This is a genomic window from Clostridium sp. 10cd*, assembly GCF_044336395.1.
Lineage (GTDB): Bacteria > Bacillota_I > Bacilli_A > Erysipelotrichales > Erysipelotrichaceae > Clostridium_AQ > Clostridium_AQ innocuum.
This window is the reverse complement of record NZ_CP172347.1, coordinates 3612224-3631774: the sequence shown is the minus strand read 5'-3', so window position 1 is coordinate 3631774 and position 19551 is coordinate 3612224. Positions and strand designations below refer to the sequence as shown.

The window sequence follows — 19551 nt, the reverse complement described above, 5'->3', positions numbered from 1 at the left end:
TCTAACCAAAAACTAATTTTCGAATATATATAATGGAAAAAAGGAAGTGAGGAAACATGAAAAATACAAGTGCACTTTTTATTATCGATGATGTTATAGCAAACCGGTTGATGGAGCTGGAGGATGAACATATCAGCCATCAGGTTTTACATGAAGAATCCTTTCATAAACACCTGATTGATATACAAGAGTTTCCTATCGCTGAAAAGATATCTGACCATATGCTGGACAGACGCTACCTGATCATACGCTCATGGCAGGAAATAAGGGAGCTTCTGCATGAGCTTCAGGTTGAAAAAAATATTTATGCATGGATAAAACTGTTTCCACTGCAGCTGTATACAGAGGATGCTTATGAAAAAGGCTACATAACAGAGAGCTTGCGAACGGCTGAGCATTTGTTGATTCGAGCTGTTCAGGAACAGAAGTATGTAATGTTTTATTGCTAGCAAGACTTTATCAGCACGGCATATCACTGTGGGATAAAGCTCTGATCGGCTTTTACACACTGCTTCATCTGAAAACAGAATGACGGATAAACGATTTCTTTTGAATGTCTTATTTACAGTTACAGGTAAATTATTTCTTTACCTTACCGTCAGCTCATAGTATAATGAAAGGGCTGCGAGGTGTAGAAAAATGGCAGAAAAAATTGGTTTGATTTGCGAAGGCGGAGGCACAAAGGCTGCATATACTTGTGGAGTTCTGCAGTGTTTTCTGGACTATGATATTGAATTTCCATATACCGTTGGAATCAGTGCCGGTGCAGAGGTTCTGCTGCCGTTTGTCGCAAAACAGAAGGATCGTCTACGTGTCACAGGAGTGGATGCGGCATGTGAATCAGGTGCAATCGGTGTATCTCCTCTGATTCATGAAAAGGGTGTGTTCGGCATCGGTTACGTATGCAAATTCATCGAGAAGCATGCTCCCCTTGACTATGAAGCCTTTATGAACAACAAAACATTACTGGATATCGGTGTATATAATATGGATACCAATGAGGTGGAATATTTTCCAAAGGAATACTTTGATCCGGAAGAGCAGATTCTGATGCAGGCGAGCTGTGCCCTGTTTTTGCTTACACGGCCGTATAAATTCCGCGGACATACGTATATGGATGCCGGGCTTGTTGATATGATTCCGATTGAGCAGAGCATTCGGCAGGGAAATACGAAGCATGTATTCATTTCCACCAAGGAAGAAAATTATGTGCGTAAACCGGCACCTGGATGGCAGATTCAGCTGGCGAAGCTAATGTATCCGGGGAATAAAACAATCCGTGAGAATCTGAAAATCCGCCATATCAATTATCAGAAGCAGTGGCAGATTGTAAAGGAGCTGGAGGAACAGGGAAATGCAATTGTTCTTCGTCCAAGTGCAGATTATGGGGTTACACGCTATACGCATGATAAAGAGCTGCTGGGACGCTGGTTTGATCTGGGATATGAGGACACAAAAAACCGCCTGGATATGATTCGGGAGTTTATGGAGAAATAGGCAGATTGCTCTGCTTTTTTCATTTGTTTTCATTGACGTGAAAACATTATCATGATAAAATGTAACAAATCAAAGACAAGGAAGAGAAGAGTATGCAGGGTGAAGCTTACAGAGAGTTTTCGGATATGGTGGAAGAAAACAGGGAAGCCCTGAGGAAGATGGTCTTGGAGTTGCATGGGCAATCAGAGTTCATGACGGGAAAGTGCCCGTTACAGCACTGCGGTATAACCGGATGCTTCCGGCGTACTGAAGAGAATTCGCTGACAGTGGCGGATATGAAATAGGTGGTTACACGAAATACAGCTTTCGTCCTATGGGGGAGAGCTTTTTTATTTATAAGGAGGGTGCGGTTTATGCGTAGGGAATTAACAGATATCAGCGAAGAAGAAATCCTGCATTTTCTAGGGTATGGGGAAAACAATCCTGATGAACAGACGCGATCAGTGTTGAAGGAAATGAAACAGCTGGTTCTGCGATACAGTGAACCGCGTGTCGTATATCGTGTATTCGGACTGCATGATGCGCAGCCTGTGGATAGCGGTGTGCAGTTTATAGGAAGTGACATACAGCGTTTGCTGAAGGAAAGTCATGCCTGTATATTCATGGCGGCAACGCTTGGCTCACGGATCGATAAGGAAATGAAAAAGCTGCAGGTACAGGATATGATGAAGGCTGTTTTGTTTGACAGCTGCGCCAGTGCAGCCATCGAGGCTGTCTGCGATAATCTGCAAAAGGAGCTGCAGCAAAGCTATCCTTATCTGACAGACCGCTATTCATGCGGTTATGGTGATTTGCCGATCACCCTGCAGGCATCCTTCCTTCAGGCGCTGGATGCACAACGGCGTATTGGACTTCATGTGAATGAAAGCAGTCTGCTGGTACCGATGAAAAGCGTTACCGCTATTATCGGCATTGCGGATCGGATACAGCCCGCTGTATTGCGCGGGTGCGGGCACTGCCAACTGGTGAAGCAGTGTGCCTATCGAAAGAGAGGGAAATTCTGTGGAAATTGAAAATAAAATCCAGTTTCTGGATGGTGCCATGGGTACACAGCTGCAGGACAAAGGGCTGCCTGCCGGAGCTTCTCCGGAGCTGTTCATGATGGAGCATGGGGAAATCATTGAAGATGTGCATGCGGCTTATATTGACAGTGGCAGCGATATTATCTATACAAATACGTTCGGAGCAAATGCCAAAAAGCTGTGCAAGTCACAGTATACGGTGGAGGAAGTCATAACAAGAGCGGTACAGCTGGCAAAATCAGCCGCGAAACGAAGAAACGGCGTTCAGGTTGCACTGGATATCGGACCAATCGGAGAGCTGCTTGAGCCAAATGGCTATCTTCCGTTTGAGGAAGCCTATGAGCTGTACCGCCAGCAGGTAGTTGCAGGGGAACAGGCAGGTGCAGATCTGGTTATATTTGAAACCATGAGTGATCTGTATGAGGTGAAGGCGGCTATTCTTGCAGCTAAGGAGCATACACAGCTTCCGGTTTTTGTGACCATGAGCTTTGAGGCAGATCATCGAACCTTTACCGGCTGTACAACGGCCAGCTTTGCCTTATGTGCAGAGGGGCTGGGAGCGGATGCCATTGGAATCAACTGCTCTCTTGGACCGGATCAGATACTTCCGATTGCTGAGGAGCTTGCAGCGATGACAAATCTGCCGCTGATCATCAAGGCAAATGCCGGACTACCCGATCCGTTAACGAATACCTACAGCATTGATGCTGCCGCCTATGCACGCATGCTGCTGCCATATACAAAGCTTCCCCTTGCCTATGTAGGCGGCTGCTGCGGTACGACCCCTCAGTTTATACAGGAGCTGAAGAATACACTTCCAAAAACAATCGCTGTAGAAAAACGTAAGCGGCGCATTGGCTCTTATGCCTGTACACCGACCAAATGTCTGCGTATACAGGATGTGCATGTAATTGGAGAGCGCATCAATCCGACAGGAAATAAGCGCATGAAGGCTGCCCTGCAGGAGCATCGTATGGATGAAATCCTCGCGATCGCCATGGAAGAGGTGGAAGGAGGAGCCGATATTCTGGATGTCAATGTAGGACTGCCGGGTATCGACGAGAAAGAAATGATGGTGGAGGTGATTAAGGAGCTGCAATCCGTGATCGATCTTCCCTTGCAGATTGATTCCACCGATCCGGCTGTGATCCGCGCGGCCCTACGCGCAGTGAACGGTGTTGCTATCGTAAATTCCGTGAATGGGGAAGCGGCGGTTATGGAAAGTATTCTGCCTGCGGTGAAGAAATACGGTGCCAATGTGGTTGGACTGACCATGGATGAGGACGGTATCCCTGCATGTGCACAGAAGCGTTTGGAAATCGGGACACGCATTGTAGAAACTGCTCAGCGCTACGGTATCGCAAAGGAGAGGGTTTTTCTGGACTGCCTGACACTGACGGTTTCCGCCCAGCAAAGCGGTGCCAAAGAAACCCTGCAGGCTTTAACAGCGATTCGCGAACAGCTCGGTGTACATACGGTGCTGGGTGTATCCAATATTTCCTTTGGCCTTCCATCCCGTATTCTGTTGAACCAGAGCTTTCTTACGATGGCGATGCAGGCCGGACTGAGTATGCCGATCATGAATCCGAATCAGGCGGCGATGATGGATGCCGTGCGCAGCTACCGTGTCCTGCAGGGAATCGATGTTGATTCGCAGGAGTATATCCGCATATATGCACAGCAGAAGCGGGAGGGTGGAAAGCCGCATATTGAATCTGTCCATATAAATATTGAAGAAAGCATCATGCGCGGGCTGAAGGAAGAAACACGGCAGCTCTGTACGAAGCTTTTGTCAGAAAAAGAACCGCTGCAGATAGTTAATGAGCATCTGATACCGGCACTGGATGCGGTCGGTGCCCGCTATGAGAAAAAAGAAATCTATCTGCCGCAGCTGATCAATGCCGCAACAGCATCGCAGTGTGCGTTTGAAGAGATACGCCGCTCCGTGCAGGCAGGCGGACTGGAATCCATATCCAAAGGGAAAATCATTCTGGCAACGGTCAAGGGGGATGTCCATGATATCGGAAAGAATATCGTCAAGGTTGTTCTGGAGAATTACGGCTATCAGGTATTTGATTTGGGAAAGGATGTACCGGTGGAGACTGTGGTGGAAACCGCTATTAAGGAACAGGTACGTCTGATTGGGCTGAGTGCGCTGATGACTACAACACTGAAATCCATGGAGGAAACGATACAGGCACTGCATGAGAGTGGGCATGAGTGTAAAATCATGGTGGGTGGAGCTGTTGTATCTGCCGACTATGCAAAGCAGATTCATGCGGACTATTATGCCAGGGATGCAAAGGAAAGCGCGGACATCGCTAAGGAGGTGCTGGGATGATTGAGAACTATTTGAATACTCAGGGATATATGCTGTTTGACGGGGCCTTTGGCACATATTATGCACAGCGCTATGCAGAGGATCAAAAGCCGTGTGAAATGGCAAATCTAAACCATCCAAAGCGGGTTGCGGCCATTCATCAGGAGTATATTGAGGCAGGCGCGGATGCCATTAAGACGAACACCTTTTCCGCGAATGAACAGCATCTGGAATGCAGCTGGGAGATGATACGGCGCATTCTTCAGGAGGGCTATCGCATAGCTAAGGAAGCAGCCAAAGACAAGGTGAAGGTATTTGCGGATATCGGGCCGATCATGGAACAGAAAAATGTATCTCTGGCACAGCAGTATCAGCAAATCGTGGATGTGTTTCTTGCGGAGGGGGCGGATTGCTTCCTGTTTGAAACGCTGCTGAATACGCAGGAGCTGCATGCGGTAACCTCGTATATCAAAGAACAGTGTCCTCAGGCCTGTATTATTGTATCCTTTGCGGTTACAGCAGATGGATACAGCCGTCAGGGAATCGCAATGAGTCGTCTGCTGCAGGATTGTCTTGCGGATGAGCATGTGGATGCCTGCGGTCTGAACTGCGTGTGCGGTCCGATGCATATGAAGCGACTGCTGGATTCCATCGATCGAACACAAAAGCCGATTCTGATCATGCCAAATGCCGGATATCCGACCATTCTGGCAAACAGAACCTATTTCAGAGACAGCTCGACATACTTCGCAAAGGAAATGCGGGAAATCTGGCAAAAGGGTGCAAGGCTGCTGGGAGGCTGCTGTGGAACAACACCGGTATACATTCAAAAGACCAGGGAAGCTCTGCAGGAGCATAAGATCATACAAAAGGTGCAGCAGCCGGTACAGGAAACAGAGCGTATTCCACAGGAGGATCACAATCCCCTGCGCAGAAAGCTGCAGAGAAAGCAGCCGGTCATAGCAGTGGAATTCGATCCGCCGGCGAATTGTGAAATTGAACGCTTTATGAATCATGTGGAGTTTCTAAAGGAAGCCGGGGTGGATGCTGTAACCATCGCGGACTGTCCGATTGCCCGTGCCCGTGTTGACAGCTCACTGATTGCCTGCAAGCTGCATCGGGAGCTGGGTCTGGATGTCATACCGCATATGACCTGCCGTGACCGCAATATCAATGCGACAAAGGCACTGCTGTTCGGTCTGCAGATTGAAGGGATTCGCAATGTACTGGTTGTTACAGGCGATCCAATTCCCAGTGAGGACCGTCAGGAGGTCAAGGGAGTCTTCAATTTCAATTCGCAGATTCTGGCAGGCTATATCCGTGATCTGAATGCAACGATGTTCACCAGTCCCTTTATGGTTTTTGGAGCACTGAATCTGAACGCTGTCAATTTCGAAGCTGAGCTTGCCAAAGCAAAGCGCAAGGTCACGCAGGGAATGGAAGGCTTTCTAACACAGCCGGTACATTCACGACAGGCCCTTTTCAATCTGAAAAGAGCAAGAAAAGAGCTGCAGGCCTATATTCTGGGCGGTGTTCTACCGATTGTATCCCATCGCAATGCGGTGTATATGAACAATGAAATTTCCGGAATCGAAGTGGATGAAGAAATCGTCGCAATGTATGAGGGAACAACGCGAAAGGAGGCACAGAAACTGGCAGTAGATATCAGCTGTAAAACCATGGATGAAATGCGGCCCTATATCGATGGCTATTATCTGATCACACCCTTTAACCGCGTGGAAATCATCGCTGATATGATTACGTATATCCACAAGCAGTAATCCTTTTGTACGGAAGCAGGAAAGGGGATACAAATTTCTGAAATAATGGTGTATACTAAAGAAAAACAGGAGGTCACTATGAAACAGAAAACATTTTTGATGCTGAAGCCGGATGCGTTTGCAGGCGGACATGCACAGGAGGTTCTTAGGGAGCTGCGCTCTCATGGACTCGTGATTGAGAAAAGCTGTACACTTACGGTTACAATGGGTGTTATGAAGACGCTGATTGATCATTACGCAGGTGTGATCGATTCCATGAGTAAGGATTTTAATTTCCCGGGAAAACTTTTTAATTCCTTTTATTATGACGGACCGCATACCATCATGCCGATGGAGGTCAGCTATGAGGGAAGTGACGATATTATCACGCTTACACGGACACTTGCAGGGAAAACCAATCCGCAGGATGCCGGTGCAGATACGATCCGCGGGAAATACAGCGATGACAGCTATGAAAAGGCATCTGCAGCTGTACGCCTGGTGAACAACGTGATCCATGCATCCGATTCCCATGAAAGTGCTCAGCGTGAGCTGAATATCTGGAAGTCTTATCTGAAGTAGACAGGCGGATTGTAATTCCATGCAATCTGCTTTTTTTCATTTTTTGCTCATGATTTGCTTACACTATCAAATGATAAAAGACGCAGGAAGATACTGAAATAATAAAAAAAAGGGAATCCAGAGCTATTGTATACACATAGCAATTCGGATTCCTTTATTCATAAACATGCAAACGTAATTCATATGGTATTTTGACAATGCTTTCATCGCTTACTGCTAACCCATTTTCCATAGATTCCGCATGGCAGCACACTGTCTGTGGCTGTAATGGGCAGACCGATTTCTCCGGCATCAATCTGACCATCCCTGTGCTTTTTACCAACGGTGGTACGCAGCAGGTTGTATAAAACAGTTGGCGGAAATCCGGTGGTATAGGAATTCACAAGGAAAAACAGCGGGTTCTCATCCAGTATTTCCATACATGCGGAGATCAGCGGATACAACTGTTCCTCAATTTTCCATATTTCTCCATTCGGTCCTCTGCCATAGCTTGGCGGATCCATGATAATAGCATGGTAGGTTCTGCCTCTTCTTTTTTCACGGGCAACAAACTTCAGCACATCATCCACGATAAACCGTATTTTATGATTCTCCAGATGGGAGAGCATCATATTCTCCTTGGCCCAGTTCACCATACCCTTGCTGGCATCAACGTGTACGACCTCTGCCGCTCCCGCACTGGCACATGCCATGGTTGCCCCGCCGGTATAGGCGAACAGATTCAGCACACGCAAATCCTCACGTCCGCTGCCTTGAATCGTATCCATCATCCAGTCCCAGTTCGCAGCCTGCTCGGGGAACAGGCCGGTATGCTTGAATCCGGTTGGAGAAACCTTAAAGCGCAGATCGCCATATGAGACCGTCCAGCTATCCTTGAATTTCTTTTTATATTCCCAGCTACCGCCACCGCTTTTTGAACGGTGGTAATGTGCATGCGGTGAATTCCACATGCTGTTTTCCTCCATCGGCCAGATCACCTGCGGATCGGGGCGGCGCAGTATGATATCCTTCCATCGCTCCAGCTTTTCCCCGCTGCCGGCATCGATGCATTCATAGTCCTTCCAATGTTTCGCTACCTGATTCATTTCATCAACTCCTGACGCATACCATTATATCATGAGATAACGTGTTAGTTACATGAGTTTCTTGAGAAAAAGACATAAAAGTGTGGTAGAATATAAGAAAATACACTGGAAAAGGAGGATACTTATGATCAACAAACTGTATGATAATTGCTTTACAACGGAGCTTTCCACCAAGGTTCTGGAAGTCCGGGAAGATAACGGCCTCTTCTGGCATGCCTGCAAGGATACCATCTTTTATAAAGAAGGCGGCGGAATGGCCAGTGATATCGGTATGATCGACGAGCACATGGTACTGGATTTGAAATATGAGGAAGGTCATATGTGGCACCTTCTGGATACCCGACTTGAGGGTACGGTCTTTATGAGTGTGAACCTGCATGAACGTTTCCGTAAATGTCAGATTCATACGGCACAGCATCTGATCAGTGCGGTTCTCGGCAATGTTTATAAGGTGGAGACACTGGCTCATCATGTAGGGGATGAGGAAAATGATATTGAATTCAGCTTTGAGGATTTCACCGATAAGATGGCATTTGAGCTGCAGGTTCTGTGCAATGGTCTGATTCGCGATGATCTTGAAGTCAGTATACAGTATCCGACAAGGGTAGAGGCAAGCAAAATGGCCAAGGGTAAAAACCTTGACCGCGATGATCTGCGTGTTGTACGCATTGGGGCACTGGATTACAATATGTGCGGCTGTATGCATGTTCCATCCCTTCGCTACCTGCAGATGCTGTACATCAGCGGGTATGAAAAAACAGCAAAGGGGTATAAAATTAAATATCTGGTCGGCGATCAGCTGCTTGACTGCGTTTCCAGACGCTATAAGGTGCTGGATGAAGCAAGCCGTTCCCTGGCTGTATCCCACCTCTATGTAAATACCGGTGTCAACCGTTTAATCAATGAAACACGTCAGCTGAATCGGGATATCGTTGTCTGGAAGCAGAAGTATTATGAGATGTTTGGAAAAGAGCTTGGACAGAGCGAGGAGGATATCATCATCCATTTCTTTGATGATATTGATGTGAAATCAGAAGCGGATGTCGCAAAATATGTAACGGAGAATTACAAAAAGGCGGTCATCTTCGTGGCAAAGACATATGACAATGTTCATGTAGTCGTAGCCTCTCACAAGGATATGGACTTTGATTCCGCAAAGGTATTCAAAGAAATTGCGGATGCCTATCACCTGAAGGGAGGCGGAAGTGCCCGGCTTTCTCAGGGAGGCGGCATGTATTCTGAAGAAATTATTAAATTTGTCAAAACGCATAGGTTTTCCTGAAAAATTATGATATACTAATAAACGTTTTGTGGAGGTCTGTATGAATCAAATAGCAAAGAAATTACTTCTCTGCGTCGGAATCCTATCGGTAACTATGGTTAGCGGATGCAGCTCTGACGACAGCAGCAAGAAAAAAGAAACAGCGAAAAATGAAGAGAAGGCGGAAGTGAAAATGGTTGCCAATGATTTATATGTGGAGCCCTTGAATCCAACGCAGGCGCAAATCGAGGCGTATAACAAGCTGTCGCAAGCAATTACCAGCGAGGACAGAAAAGAGGAAGCTACCATGGTAGCAGTCAGCTTTGCATTTGATTTCTTTACATTATCCAACAAAGAGGATGCCCAGGATCTTGGCGGACTGCAGTTCATACCAAGCGATAAGATCCGCAACTTCATGGAGTTTGCACAGGCATACTACTATGGAAATTATCCGACCATCGTAAACGAATACGGGAAGAAAAGCCTGCCGGAGGTATCCGGTTATAAGGTGGATGCTGTAGAAGCCAAGGATTTTACCTATAACGGCTCTGCCTGCAGGGGATACGATGTCAAGCTGACATTGACCTATGCAGAAACGGAAGTGGAGAGTCTGAAGAAGTCCATGACGATCAGCGTTATCGAAATTCAGGATTATGAATATGACCGTACAAAGAATTACAAGAAAGATGTCATCTACGATGGGGAAATGAAAAATGTCTATCGTGTATTGGCAGTTGAATAAGGGACTGAGAAATCAGTTCCTTTTTGAAAGGGGTTTTGACAATGTCTATTGAAATTGTATTGGAAGGACAGCTGGAAAAGGAAACGGACAAAGAGGCATTCAGTGCTTTTCTAAAGCAGGTATGCGATGAGAAAAAGCTGAAGCTGGAGGATTATGATGCCACCGTCATGATTGATATTTGTCCGGAGGGGTATATTGAATGCGGCTATGAGGACCGCTTTGTGAGTATTGCGGCACAGACCAATGTCGCAGGACCCGGATTCCATGCTTTTGTCTGCACTGTTTTTGATGAGATTATCAGCGGTTCCCAGATTCCGCTGGAGGTAAACGATCCGACGGGATATTATACGGACCGCAATTTTGAAAATTTGAAATACAAGTACTTTTACCGCTGGCTGAAGGATATACAGGGCTATGTTCTGGATCATATCGATGAGGAAAAGGAATTATGCATCTCCTGGCCGCAGGAGTATTATCACCCTGTCTACAGAGAGGGCTTTGTCGTCACACCGCTGGGTTATATTCACAGAGATGATTTTCAGACAAGGGATGTCGAGGACTTGGCAGATGATTTCTTTGTATGGAATGATCGAAAGCGTACTGCACGCTATTATCGCAACTGCGCCATGGTGCTGCTGTGGAAGGAATGTTACTTTGCATACAGCTCTATGAATGAATATACGGATAAGATTGCCAACAGCATTCTGGATTATCTGGAGGCGGCGTATGAGAAGGATGACCTGCTTCCGCTGCCGATGGATGCCTATCGCAGTATCTGTACGGCAATCCACCGTGAGATTCTGATTCAGCATGCGGATGAGCTGAAGATCGCGCATCTGGGCTATCGAAACGGAGTAGTTTCCTATCCTTTCGGAAGCTGGAGTATTCCTGCTCATGGCTGCAGTGAAAAAAGCTTTGATGAGACAACACAGACGATGCATTTTATGGCACCGTACAAGGATGCAAAGGAGCCCTGGAAATGGATGATCAAGGCAAACGCCTATACCTTCGAAAAGGAAATTCCGACATTCCTGGAAAAGCTGGAGAAGCCGGTCGATGTCATGGACGCCTTCAGCTTCGAAAAGGAAGCGGTGATCTGCAAGGGAATTGTGGAGAATCTGGATGAATACTATACCGTGGTTGTACAGGCAAACTGTGAAAAGGACACCTTGTTTCTTGAGTGCATTGTGCGTGATGAACAGGATATCGCGATGCTGAAGGAATGGTGTCAGGGAATCAAGCATCGTGTTACCATCAGCGATGAGCTGCACAGCTGAATAGGCTGATCACGCTTTTTAAAGGAGGCAGAGTATCCTTTAAAGAGCGTTTTTTTATACTGCCTGCAGGCTATGCCAAAAGGCACATCCTCATTCCATTGTCCTGTCTTTTATCCTTCCCATCCTTCACAGCTACAACTCGTGCAGTATAAGAAATCATAAAAAACACCCTGTCATAGGGTGTTTTCGTATGGCTGTTAGTGCGGCGTGCTTGCCATGGTGTCCCAGATGATATTAGGATCATCGTTGATTGGCGGAGTATCCCTGTAGAGATCATCCATGTTGAAATGAAAGCTCTCCATCTGCAGCTGGTTGCTTGCGCCGTCATAGGCATTGACGACAGCGTGTACCTCATCCTTGTTGAAGAGATATACATCATATGGTCCCTCCAGCGGATTCAGGCTTGCGACCTGCTGTGAATCATAGACACCGGTATCGGAAATGACACTGGAAATTGTCCAGGGCTTCATATTATCCAGCTCACTGGAAACAAATTTTGTAATCTGGTTTGCCGGCATATCGGTAATCACGTAATTGGGAGCGACATCCAGCAGATCATTGACATAGCCAAGTGCGGACGGGGAAATCAGTTTGTTGATGATTGCCTTGATGATACGCTGCTGTGCACGTTCTCTTCCGGCGTTGTCATAGCCCTCGGTTTTACGGTGACGGGAATAAGCGAGCGCCTGCTTTCCATCCAGATGCTGCTCTCCCTTTTTCAGGCAGATCAGATCGTCCTTTTTAAAGCTGCGGTTTTCATCCTGCTCACAGAAATCAAGTTCCACATCCACGTCAATACCGCCGATCGTATCGACGATTTCAATCATGGAATTAAAGCTGACACGTGCATAGTAGTCAACCGGAATGCCGAAGAACTGTGAGATGGTGTCCACACTCGTATCGATTCCATAGATGCCGGTATGCGTCAGCTTGTCATTGGCATTGTTCAGGGCCGTATTGGGTACCAGCGCATCCCTTGGTATGGAAACCATATCGATATGATTTGCGACCGGATTGACAATCAGCAGCAGATTGGTATCGGTACGCGTCTGCTGATCCGGAGAACCGGTACTGTCCAGACCGCTCAGGTAAACGGTAAAGGTCTGCTTGGTAATGTCCTTCTGTTCCTTGGTCTTAATGGTATCGGTTTTGGAATAGGTTTTCAGAATCTGTACATTTTTCTCAAAATCCTTGATGTTTGCTTTCGACATATTGTAGAAGGTTTCAGAGATTGCCATTGCGGATACATTTCCCTGCTCCATCTGATCATAGAGTGTCGTATAATCCATTTCCTCTTTGGCAGTATAGGAGCTGATGTCCTTGGATACCGAGGTCTTGGCAAAGGAAAGGTTATCTGCATCACTTCCGTTCTGAAATCCGATAATCTTATCCGCAAGCTCTGCCTCACTCCTGATACCGCTGGTTTTTGATGTAATCAGGTACAGGTTTGTGGTAATGGTTGTCGTACCGTCATCATTGACCTTGGTCGTTTTACTCATTTTGTTGATGGTCGTACGGGATTTCTCCATGAAATAGCCGAAGGTGCCAACAATTGCGACAAGCAGAATCAAAAACAGCCGCTTGATGACTAAGCCCCAGGTCGGCATCTGTTTAAATGCGAGTAGCAGTAAAATCAGAAACAGCAGTCCGAAGATTGCTGCTGCTATGGTAACCCACTTGATTGGGAGCAGTCCGAAGCTGTAGGCGATATAGAAGGATACAATACTTACCATCAGAAATACAGCGAGCATGATGATATCGATAATCAGGCTCCTGCGTTTTAGTTTTTTATTTTCCATGAAAACACCTCAATAATCTACATTATAGTATAAAAAGTACGGAAATTCCAGATTACCTGTAATTACTCTATGTGAACGTTTTATGAATTTTATGAAAATAAACTATAAATCATGCAAAATTTGGAATGATTTGCATTTTTTGCCGCAAATATTATAGAATAAGGATACTTGAATTGAAAGAGGGATTCGTTATGATACCGTTTACAGGAAAACAGCTGCAGCTGATTCAGCTGCTTATGGAACAAAGCACACCGATTGCGTTGGATGAAATATCACAGCTTTTGCATGCAGGAAGGCGAAGTGTGTATTATATCGTGAATAAAACGAATGAGGTGCTGCAGATGAATGCACTGGAGCCTGTGATGTGCAAACGGGGAGTCGGTTATTTTCTATTGGATGAGCAGAAGCAGCAGCTATCCGCCCTTCTGAAAAAGCGGCAGCTGCAGCCGGATGTACTGACACCTCAGCAGCGTGTCAGCTTTCTGATCTGCTATATGATCTATCCCAAAGCAGTTATTCATGTGGAGGATATCATGCAGTTGTTAAAATGCAGCCGCAATACCGTGTTCAGTGATTTGAAGAATGTGAAGGAGCAGCTGAAAGCCTATGGTCTGGAGCTGCGCATCGATTTGAAAAACGGATACGGCATCGAGGGAAAGGCATTCAACAAGCGGGCGGTTCTGCTGTATTTTCTGAAGCAGCTGCTGGATGAGGTGAATTATCACGCATTGCCCTTTCTGGACACAGCGCTGGTGGACGATTATTATGGAAGACTACAGAAAATATCCAGTGAGCGTGAGCATGAATACCGACAGGACAATCTGCTATCCATCGCCTGTATGCTGAGCATTATCCGCGATTCACCGGAGCAGTATGATTTTTCTCTCATGGAGCTGCGTGATCTGTGTGAAACACAGGAGCTGGATTTGATTGACCGTTATTTTCAGGAGCTGAATGTGCATGAGCGGCTGTATCTCGCACTGCATCTTTTGGGCTCCAAGGCAAGCAGGGAGCTGTGTCCGCAGGATGATGAGCATGATATCCGCATCTTTGAATTATCCAGCCGTCTTGTGGAAACCTTTGAGCGTACGGCATGTGTATCCTTTGATGATAAAAATGACCTGATCAATTCCATCTATATGCATTTAAAGCTGTCCATGTATTACAACCGTCTTTCCATCCAGGTCGTAAACCCGCTGATCGATGAAATACAGAAGCAGTACAAGGATATTTATATGATTACACAGCTGGTATGCGAAGACCTCAGGGATTTGTTTCAGATGCCGATCATAGATAGTGAAATCGCTTATCTGACCATGCACTTCGGCGGACATCTGAAGCAGGGAGTGCGCTGCTATGATGAAATCCGTATTCTGATTGTCTGTCCCAGCGGTATTTCCACATCCATGCTTCTCAAGCGGGAAATCGAGGGGCTGTATGCGAATGTGCGGGTTGTGGATACCGCGAGTCTGGAGCACGTGCAGGAATATGAGCAGCAGGTGGATTTCATTGTATCGACAATCGATGTACAAAGCGAGGTGCCGGTAATCCGGGTGCATCCGATTTTAAGCAGAGAGGATAAGGCACGAATCGCTTCCATGATGATGCTGAATTTCGACTGCTATGAAATCAACAATGAAAAGCTGGGCGGTCTGTTTTCCATCATCGCCTCCTATGTGAAGGAAACGGATATGGACGCCCTGAAGCGGGATGTTCTGGCCTATCTCAACCGGGGAAACTCCTTTGTCGGTATTCATGATAAAGAGCAGCTCGGTCTGCTGGATATATTGCAAAAGGAGGATATACAGGTTCTGGAGCAGGTGGATTCCTGGAAGGAGATGATTCAGACGGCATCCGCACCGCTGCTGAGCCGCGGTGTCATTCAAAACAGCTATGTACAGGAAATGATCCATCTGGTGGATGAGTACGGACCGTATATCCTGCTGGCGAATTCCGTTGCCGTAGCCCATGCGAAGCCGGAGCACGGGGCATTCCGTCTGGGACTGTCTCTTCTGATCTGTCATGAGGATGTATATCTTGATGAGGTGTCCGCAGTGCGGTATCTGTTTGTACTATCGGATGCTGCTCATGACAAGCATTTGAATGTCCTGCACGAAATCCTGCAGCTGAGCAGAAACAGCACGCTGCTTGCACAGCTGGATGTATGCACAAGCGCAGCCGAGGTACGCAGGGCACTGCTGCATGCATTTTCCTAATTCCAATAGAGTCCAACGACTTGCACTTTCAAGTTCGGTCAGGTTGGACTTTTTTCTATACGCTGTCATTTGTATAATGAACCTGTAAAGAGATGCATATCTTTCAGGCATGGAGGTGAAGGCAATGAAAGAAGAAGTGCTGTCCGTTGACAACATTCAGATACAGGAGCGCTCCTGTGACTGGAAATCCGCTATAGAAACCGCAGTGAAGCCATTGATTCAAAACGGCTTTGTGGAAGAGAAGTATACAGCCGCCATACTTCGCAATATTGAGGCATGGGGACCTTACTTCATGGCCGGACCCTACATCATACTTCCACACGCAAGACCTGAGGAGGGCGTGCGGAAAAATCAGATTTCCATTTTGTCATTAAAAAAACCGGTATATTTTGACGATGGAAGCATACCGATCCGCTTGTTGATGATTCTGGCTTCTGTAGATTCAAAATCACATCTGCGAATCCTGAAGATGCTGGCGAGTGTAGTAACGGATGAGACAACACTGCGAAGCCTGCTGAAAAGCAACACGCCGCAGGAGCTGTTTCAATGTTTTCAGGCAAAGGAATCGAAGGGAGGGAGAGAAGATGGGATTTCAATTCATACCGCAACTGATTGAAACGGATGTATGTGTAAAGGACAAGGAAGAGGTCATCCGCTATCTGGCGGACAAGCTGAAAACACATGGATGCAGTGATGCGGCATATGCGGATAAGGTGCTGCTGCGGGAGCAGGAATATCCAACCGGGCTGCGTACCAAATGTGCGGCAATCGCTATACCACATGCCTTTGATCCGGCAGTCAGCGGCAATCATGTCGCACTGGCTATCCTGCAGCAGCCGATCCGCTTTTGCAACATGGAGGATATGGACAGTGAAATTGACGTTGACATGGTGTTTCTCATGGCAATCAGCAGTGCCCATGAGCAGCTGGGAATGCTGCAGACCATCATGCGGATGCTGGGGGATGACACGCTGTTTACCCGGCTTGTGAAGCTGCATGATGCAGATGAGGTATGCAGGCAGCTGAATGCATTTATAGAAGGACAGAAATCATAAGGAAAAGGAGAGGCTACGAGTATGAAAAAAATTGTAATCGCCTGCGGGGCAGGACTGGCAACCTCCAGCATGGTTCGTGAAAAGGTGGAGGAGGAACTGAAGGAGCATGGGATTTCCTGTGAAATCATGCAATGCACCCTGCACGAGGTAGAGGGCTATGACGGTCAGGTGGATCTGATCATCACGACGATGAAGGTAAAGAAGAAATTCACAACACCGCTCGTTCACGGCAGTGCCTACCTGACAGGCATCAATGAGGAAGCAGTTACGCAACAGATTATGGATATTCTCGCGTAGCTTGCGGATAAGAACAGGAGAGAAAATTATGCAGACAGTATTAGACATCATTCAGTATATCGTCGACCTGGGAAGTTATGTATTTGTACCGATTCTGATGTGCATCATCGGATTGATTTTCGGACTGAAGCCTTCCAAGGCCATCAAAGCGGGGGTAACGGTGGGAATCGGACTCATCGGAGTCAGTATTGTATCAACCCTAACGGCAGATTCCCTGTCACCGGTCATCAATGAAATGGTCAAGGTGCTGAATCTGAATCTGACCGCAATCGATGTTGGCGGATCACCGGCGGCAGCTGTTGGCTTCGGAAGTCTGCTTGGGGCTGCGCTGATTATCGTCATTCTGATTACCAATATCGTTCTGGTCGCTTTAAAGCTGACCAAAACAGTGAATGTCGACATTTACAACTTCTGGTATTTTGCTATAACAGCAGGCTTTGTTCAGCTCCTTACCGGAAGCTACTGGCTGGCAATCCTGGCAGGAGTCACACATGCCATTCTGGGACTGAAGGTCGCAGATGTCATGGCACATCGCACACAGGAAATTATCGGTATTGATGCCATCTCCATTCCACACGGCTTTGCGGCGGCAAGTGCACCGCTGTTCATGCTGCTGGATAAGGTATATGACCGGATTCCCTATCTGAAGCACCGTAAGGAAAGTGAAGAGGAGAGTGGAGAGCACGGTATCGGAAAGGTGATCGGCTCTGTGCTGGGACAGCCAATCTATCTGGGATTGATCATGGGACTGCTGTTCGGCGTGGTAGCCGGCTATGATTTCAAGGGGATTGCGGATGTGACGATGAAGACAGCTGCGATCATGATGCTGTTTCCGACAATGGTAAAAATGATCGTCAACGGTCTGATTCCGATATCCAATCAGGCAAAGAAATTCTTCACCACACATTTTAAGGACAGAGAACTGTATATCGGACTGGATTCTGCGGTAACCATCGGACATCCTGTGACAATCAGTGTCGGCTTTCTGATGATTCCGGTCTTCATGGTCTTTGCGGCAATTCTTCCCGGCAATACCACGCTGCCCCTTGGTGAGGTACCGTTTGCGGCCTTCTATGTGTGCTTTGCGACCATCGTTCACCGCGGTAACCGTAAAAGAACAATTATATCCAGCCTGATTTTTATTCCGATCGTGCTGTGGATTTCAAGCTGGGCAGCACCGCTGTTCACGGAGCTCGCCTCCAATGCCGGACTGAGCTATGTACAGGCCGGACAGCAGGCAACGACCATGGCTCTTGGAAATATGTTTATCTGGCTGCCGACCGTCCTGGCTCAGACACCGGTGATCGGTGCAGGCATCCTGATTATCATTGATATCGCAGTACTGTTTGGCGGAAAGGTTATCGAGCGCTATTATGCGAAAGAGGATGCGGCATTTGAAGCGAAGTATTATGAATAAGGTGAACCCTGTATAAAGTATAATGGAATTTAAAAAATGAAACAGGCAAAGTGAGATTGTCTGATGCGTTATGAACGACATAAAATTTCGTATCTCAATAGGTAAAGGAAAGAGGTAGGTAGTATGAAAAAAGTTAACATCGGAGTGGTAGGAGCCGGAATTTACGGTAATTATCATATCCGTACGTATAGTTGTGACCCGCATGTGGAAACGGTGGTGTTCTGTGATTTGAACGAGGAGCGCAGAGCAGCCACACAAAACCGCTATCAGATCAGAGGCTATGCAGATGTCAAGGAAATGATTACGGCAGAGAAGCTGGATGCTATCAGCATTGCGACACCGGACCCTTATCACTATGAACCGGCAAGGGCTGCCATGGAGGCAGGTATCAAATATCTGATGATTGAAAAACCGCTGGCAACCTCCGTAGAAGAATGTGAAGAACTGATTGCCATGGCAGAGAAGTACGGTGTGCAGATTGCCGTGGACTTCCATAAACGCTGGGATCCGGCCTATAACAATATGCGTGATGAAATCCTGATGGATAAAGAAAACATCATCCGCGGCTATATGTCACTGGATGATGTGATCGATGTTCCTATGAACTGGTTTACCTGGACTGATCAATCCTCACCCTCCTGGTTTCTCGGTGTGCACTGCTATGATCTGATTCGCTATGTAAGCGGCAGTGAGGTGGAGAGCGTGTATGCAGTCGGGAATAAACAGGTACTAAAAAAGCAAGGCTATCAGACCTATGACAGTATCCAGGCCATTCTGACGATGCAGGATGGAAGCAGCTGGACGGTGGAAAACTCCTGGATTCTTCCCAATACGTATCCGAAATCAAATGACGGACAGCTTGTGATCGTGACGGAGCACAAGTATCTGAAGAATGAATCCTATCGGGGAGTTAAAACCTATACTGACAAAAAGGCAAGTCTGCCAAACTATATCTTCATGAAGTTTGATGAACATCATGCAAGCGGCTTTGGACTGGAGCCGATGCAGGACTTCGTCAGTGACATCGTAAACCAGCGCTCCTTCCGGACAAATGCGTATGATGGTTTACAGGCGACAAGAATCGCTGCCGCAGTGCATGCATCCGCAGAAAGCGGCAACGTCATCCATCTGTAAAAGAACAGGGCAGAACGATCTGATAGCTTGCAGGTACAGTATACTACAAATCTCAGCTCTCGTCCTGCCTTTTTACATATTCAAAAA

At 46.8% G+C, this 19551-nt stretch carries 17 protein-coding genes and 1 other annotated feature; of the genes, 15 read left to right on the top strand and 2 right to left on the bottom strand.

The window, feature by feature from the left end:
- Positions 1 to 56 precede the first annotated feature (56 nt).
- From ACG3M1_RS18040 to ACG3M1_RS18015, 6 genes are all read left to right on the top strand, one after another.
- Entirely contained in the window at positions 57 to 449 is a 393-nt protein-coding gene (locus tag ACG3M1_RS18040) for a hypothetical protein (RefSeq protein WP_021419898.1), read from the top strand.
- A 190-nt stretch (positions 450 to 639) separates the two neighbouring features.
- The gene (locus ACG3M1_RS18035) at positions 640 to 1497 is read left to right on the top strand and encodes a patatin-like phospholipase family protein (protein ID WP_008818809.1); all 858 of its coding nucleotides are present in this window, start codon (positions 640 to 642) and stop codon (positions 1495 to 1497) included.
- 69 nt (positions 1498 to 1566) lie between these two features.
- Positions 1567 to 1814 (top strand) — a binding site (T-box leader).
- 36 nt (positions 1815 to 1850) lie between these two features.
- Positions 1851 to 2510 carry a vitamin B12 dependent-methionine synthase activation domain-containing protein gene (locus ACG3M1_RS18030; protein ID WP_054344183.1) on the top strand — a complete coding sequence of 220 codons (660 nt, stop codon included), beginning with the start codon at positions 1851 to 1853 and terminating at the stop codon, positions 2508 to 2510.
- Entirely contained in the window at positions 2500 to 4860 is a 2361-nt protein-coding gene (locus tag ACG3M1_RS18025; protein ID WP_009270939.1) for a homocysteine S-methyltransferase family protein, read from the top strand. Before ACG3M1_RS18030 ends, ACG3M1_RS18025 begins: the two co-directional genes overlap by 11 nt.
- A complete protein-coding gene (locus ACG3M1_RS18020; protein ID WP_008818813.1) occupies positions 4857 to 6620 on the top strand; it encodes a bifunctional homocysteine S-methyltransferase/methylenetetrahydrofolate reductase in 1764 nt (587 codons plus the stop codon). Before ACG3M1_RS18025 ends, ACG3M1_RS18020 begins: the two co-directional genes overlap by 4 nt.
- Positions 6621 to 6698: 78 nt before the next feature.
- The gene (locus ACG3M1_RS18015) at positions 6699 to 7181 is read left to right on the top strand and encodes a nucleoside-diphosphate kinase (protein WP_008818814.1); all 483 of its coding nucleotides are present in this window, start codon (positions 6699 to 6701) and stop codon (positions 7179 to 7181) included.
- A gap of 203 nt (positions 7182 to 7384) precedes the next feature.
- Here ACG3M1_RS18015 and ACG3M1_RS18010 read toward each other — a convergent pair whose 3' ends face one another.
- Positions 7385 to 8266, bottom strand: coding sequence for a class I SAM-dependent methyltransferase (locus tag ACG3M1_RS18010; protein WP_008818815.1), 882 nt, complete (start codon positions 8264 to 8266; stop codon positions 7385 to 7387).
- Positions 8267 to 8390: 124 nt separating this feature from the next.
- Here ACG3M1_RS18010 and ACG3M1_RS18005 point away from each other — a divergent pair, with 124 nt between their 5' ends.
- Genes ACG3M1_RS18005 through ACG3M1_RS17995 form a run of 3 tightly spaced genes read left to right on the top strand, consistent with a single transcriptional unit; the run spans position 8391 to position 11546 of the window.
- Entirely contained in the window at positions 8391 to 9548 is a 1158-nt protein-coding gene (locus tag ACG3M1_RS18005) for a DHHA1 domain-containing protein (protein WP_008818816.1), read from the top strand.
- Between the two features lie 40 nt (positions 9549 to 9588).
- Positions 9589 to 10269, top strand: a complete 681-nt coding sequence (locus tag ACG3M1_RS18000) for a hypothetical protein (protein WP_002607607.1) — start codon at positions 9589 to 9591, stop codon at positions 10267 to 10269.
- Between the two features lie 41 nt (positions 10270 to 10310).
- Complete coding sequence (locus ACG3M1_RS17995) at positions 10311 to 11546, top strand: hypothetical protein (RefSeq protein WP_100933698.1); 1236 nt, start codon at positions 10311 to 10313, stop codon at positions 11544 to 11546.
- Between the two features lie 197 nt (positions 11547 to 11743).
- Here ACG3M1_RS17995 and ACG3M1_RS17990 read toward each other — a convergent pair whose 3' ends face one another.
- Positions 11744 to 13345: an LCP family protein gene (locus ACG3M1_RS17990; protein ID WP_009270936.1), complete on the bottom strand. Its 1602-nt coding sequence runs from the start codon at positions 13343 to 13345 to the stop codon at positions 11744 to 11746.
- Between the two features lie 191 nt (positions 13346 to 13536).
- Here ACG3M1_RS17990 and ACG3M1_RS17985 point away from each other — a divergent pair, with 191 nt between their 5' ends.
- The 6 genes from ACG3M1_RS17985 to ACG3M1_RS17960 all read left to right on the top strand — a co-directional run bounded on the left by ACG3M1_RS17985 (position 13537) and on the right by ACG3M1_RS17960 (position 19464).
- Positions 13537 to 15561 carry a BglG family transcription antiterminator gene (locus ACG3M1_RS17985; RefSeq protein WP_009270935.1) on the top strand — a complete coding sequence of 675 codons (2025 nt, stop codon included), beginning with the start codon at positions 13537 to 13539 and terminating at the stop codon, positions 15559 to 15561.
- A gap of 124 nt (positions 15562 to 15685) precedes the next feature.
- Positions 15686 to 16177, top strand: coding sequence for a PTS sugar transporter subunit IIA (locus ACG3M1_RS17980; protein WP_008818820.1), 492 nt, complete (start codon positions 15686 to 15688; stop codon positions 16175 to 16177).
- Positions 16146 to 16616: a PTS sugar transporter subunit IIA gene (locus tag ACG3M1_RS17975; protein ID WP_008818821.1), complete on the top strand. Its 471-nt coding sequence runs from the start codon at positions 16146 to 16148 to the stop codon at positions 16614 to 16616. Before ACG3M1_RS17980 ends, ACG3M1_RS17975 begins: the two co-directional genes overlap by 32 nt.
- 21 nt (positions 16617 to 16637) lie before the next feature.
- Positions 16638 to 16913 (top strand): PTS sugar transporter subunit IIB, encoded by a 276-nt coding sequence (locus ACG3M1_RS17970; RefSeq protein WP_008818822.1) that lies wholly within the window; start codon positions 16638 to 16640, stop codon positions 16911 to 16913.
- A gap of 28 nt (positions 16914 to 16941) precedes the next feature.
- A complete protein-coding gene (locus ACG3M1_RS17965) occupies positions 16942 to 18330 on the top strand; it encodes a PTS galactitol transporter subunit IIC (protein ID WP_008818823.1) in 1389 nt (462 codons plus the stop codon).
- Between the two features lie 123 nt (positions 18331 to 18453).
- Entirely contained in the window at positions 18454 to 19464 is a 1011-nt protein-coding gene (locus tag ACG3M1_RS17960) for a Gfo/Idh/MocA family protein (RefSeq protein ID WP_008818824.1), read from the top strand.
- Positions 19465 to 19551: the final 87 nt, after the last annotated feature.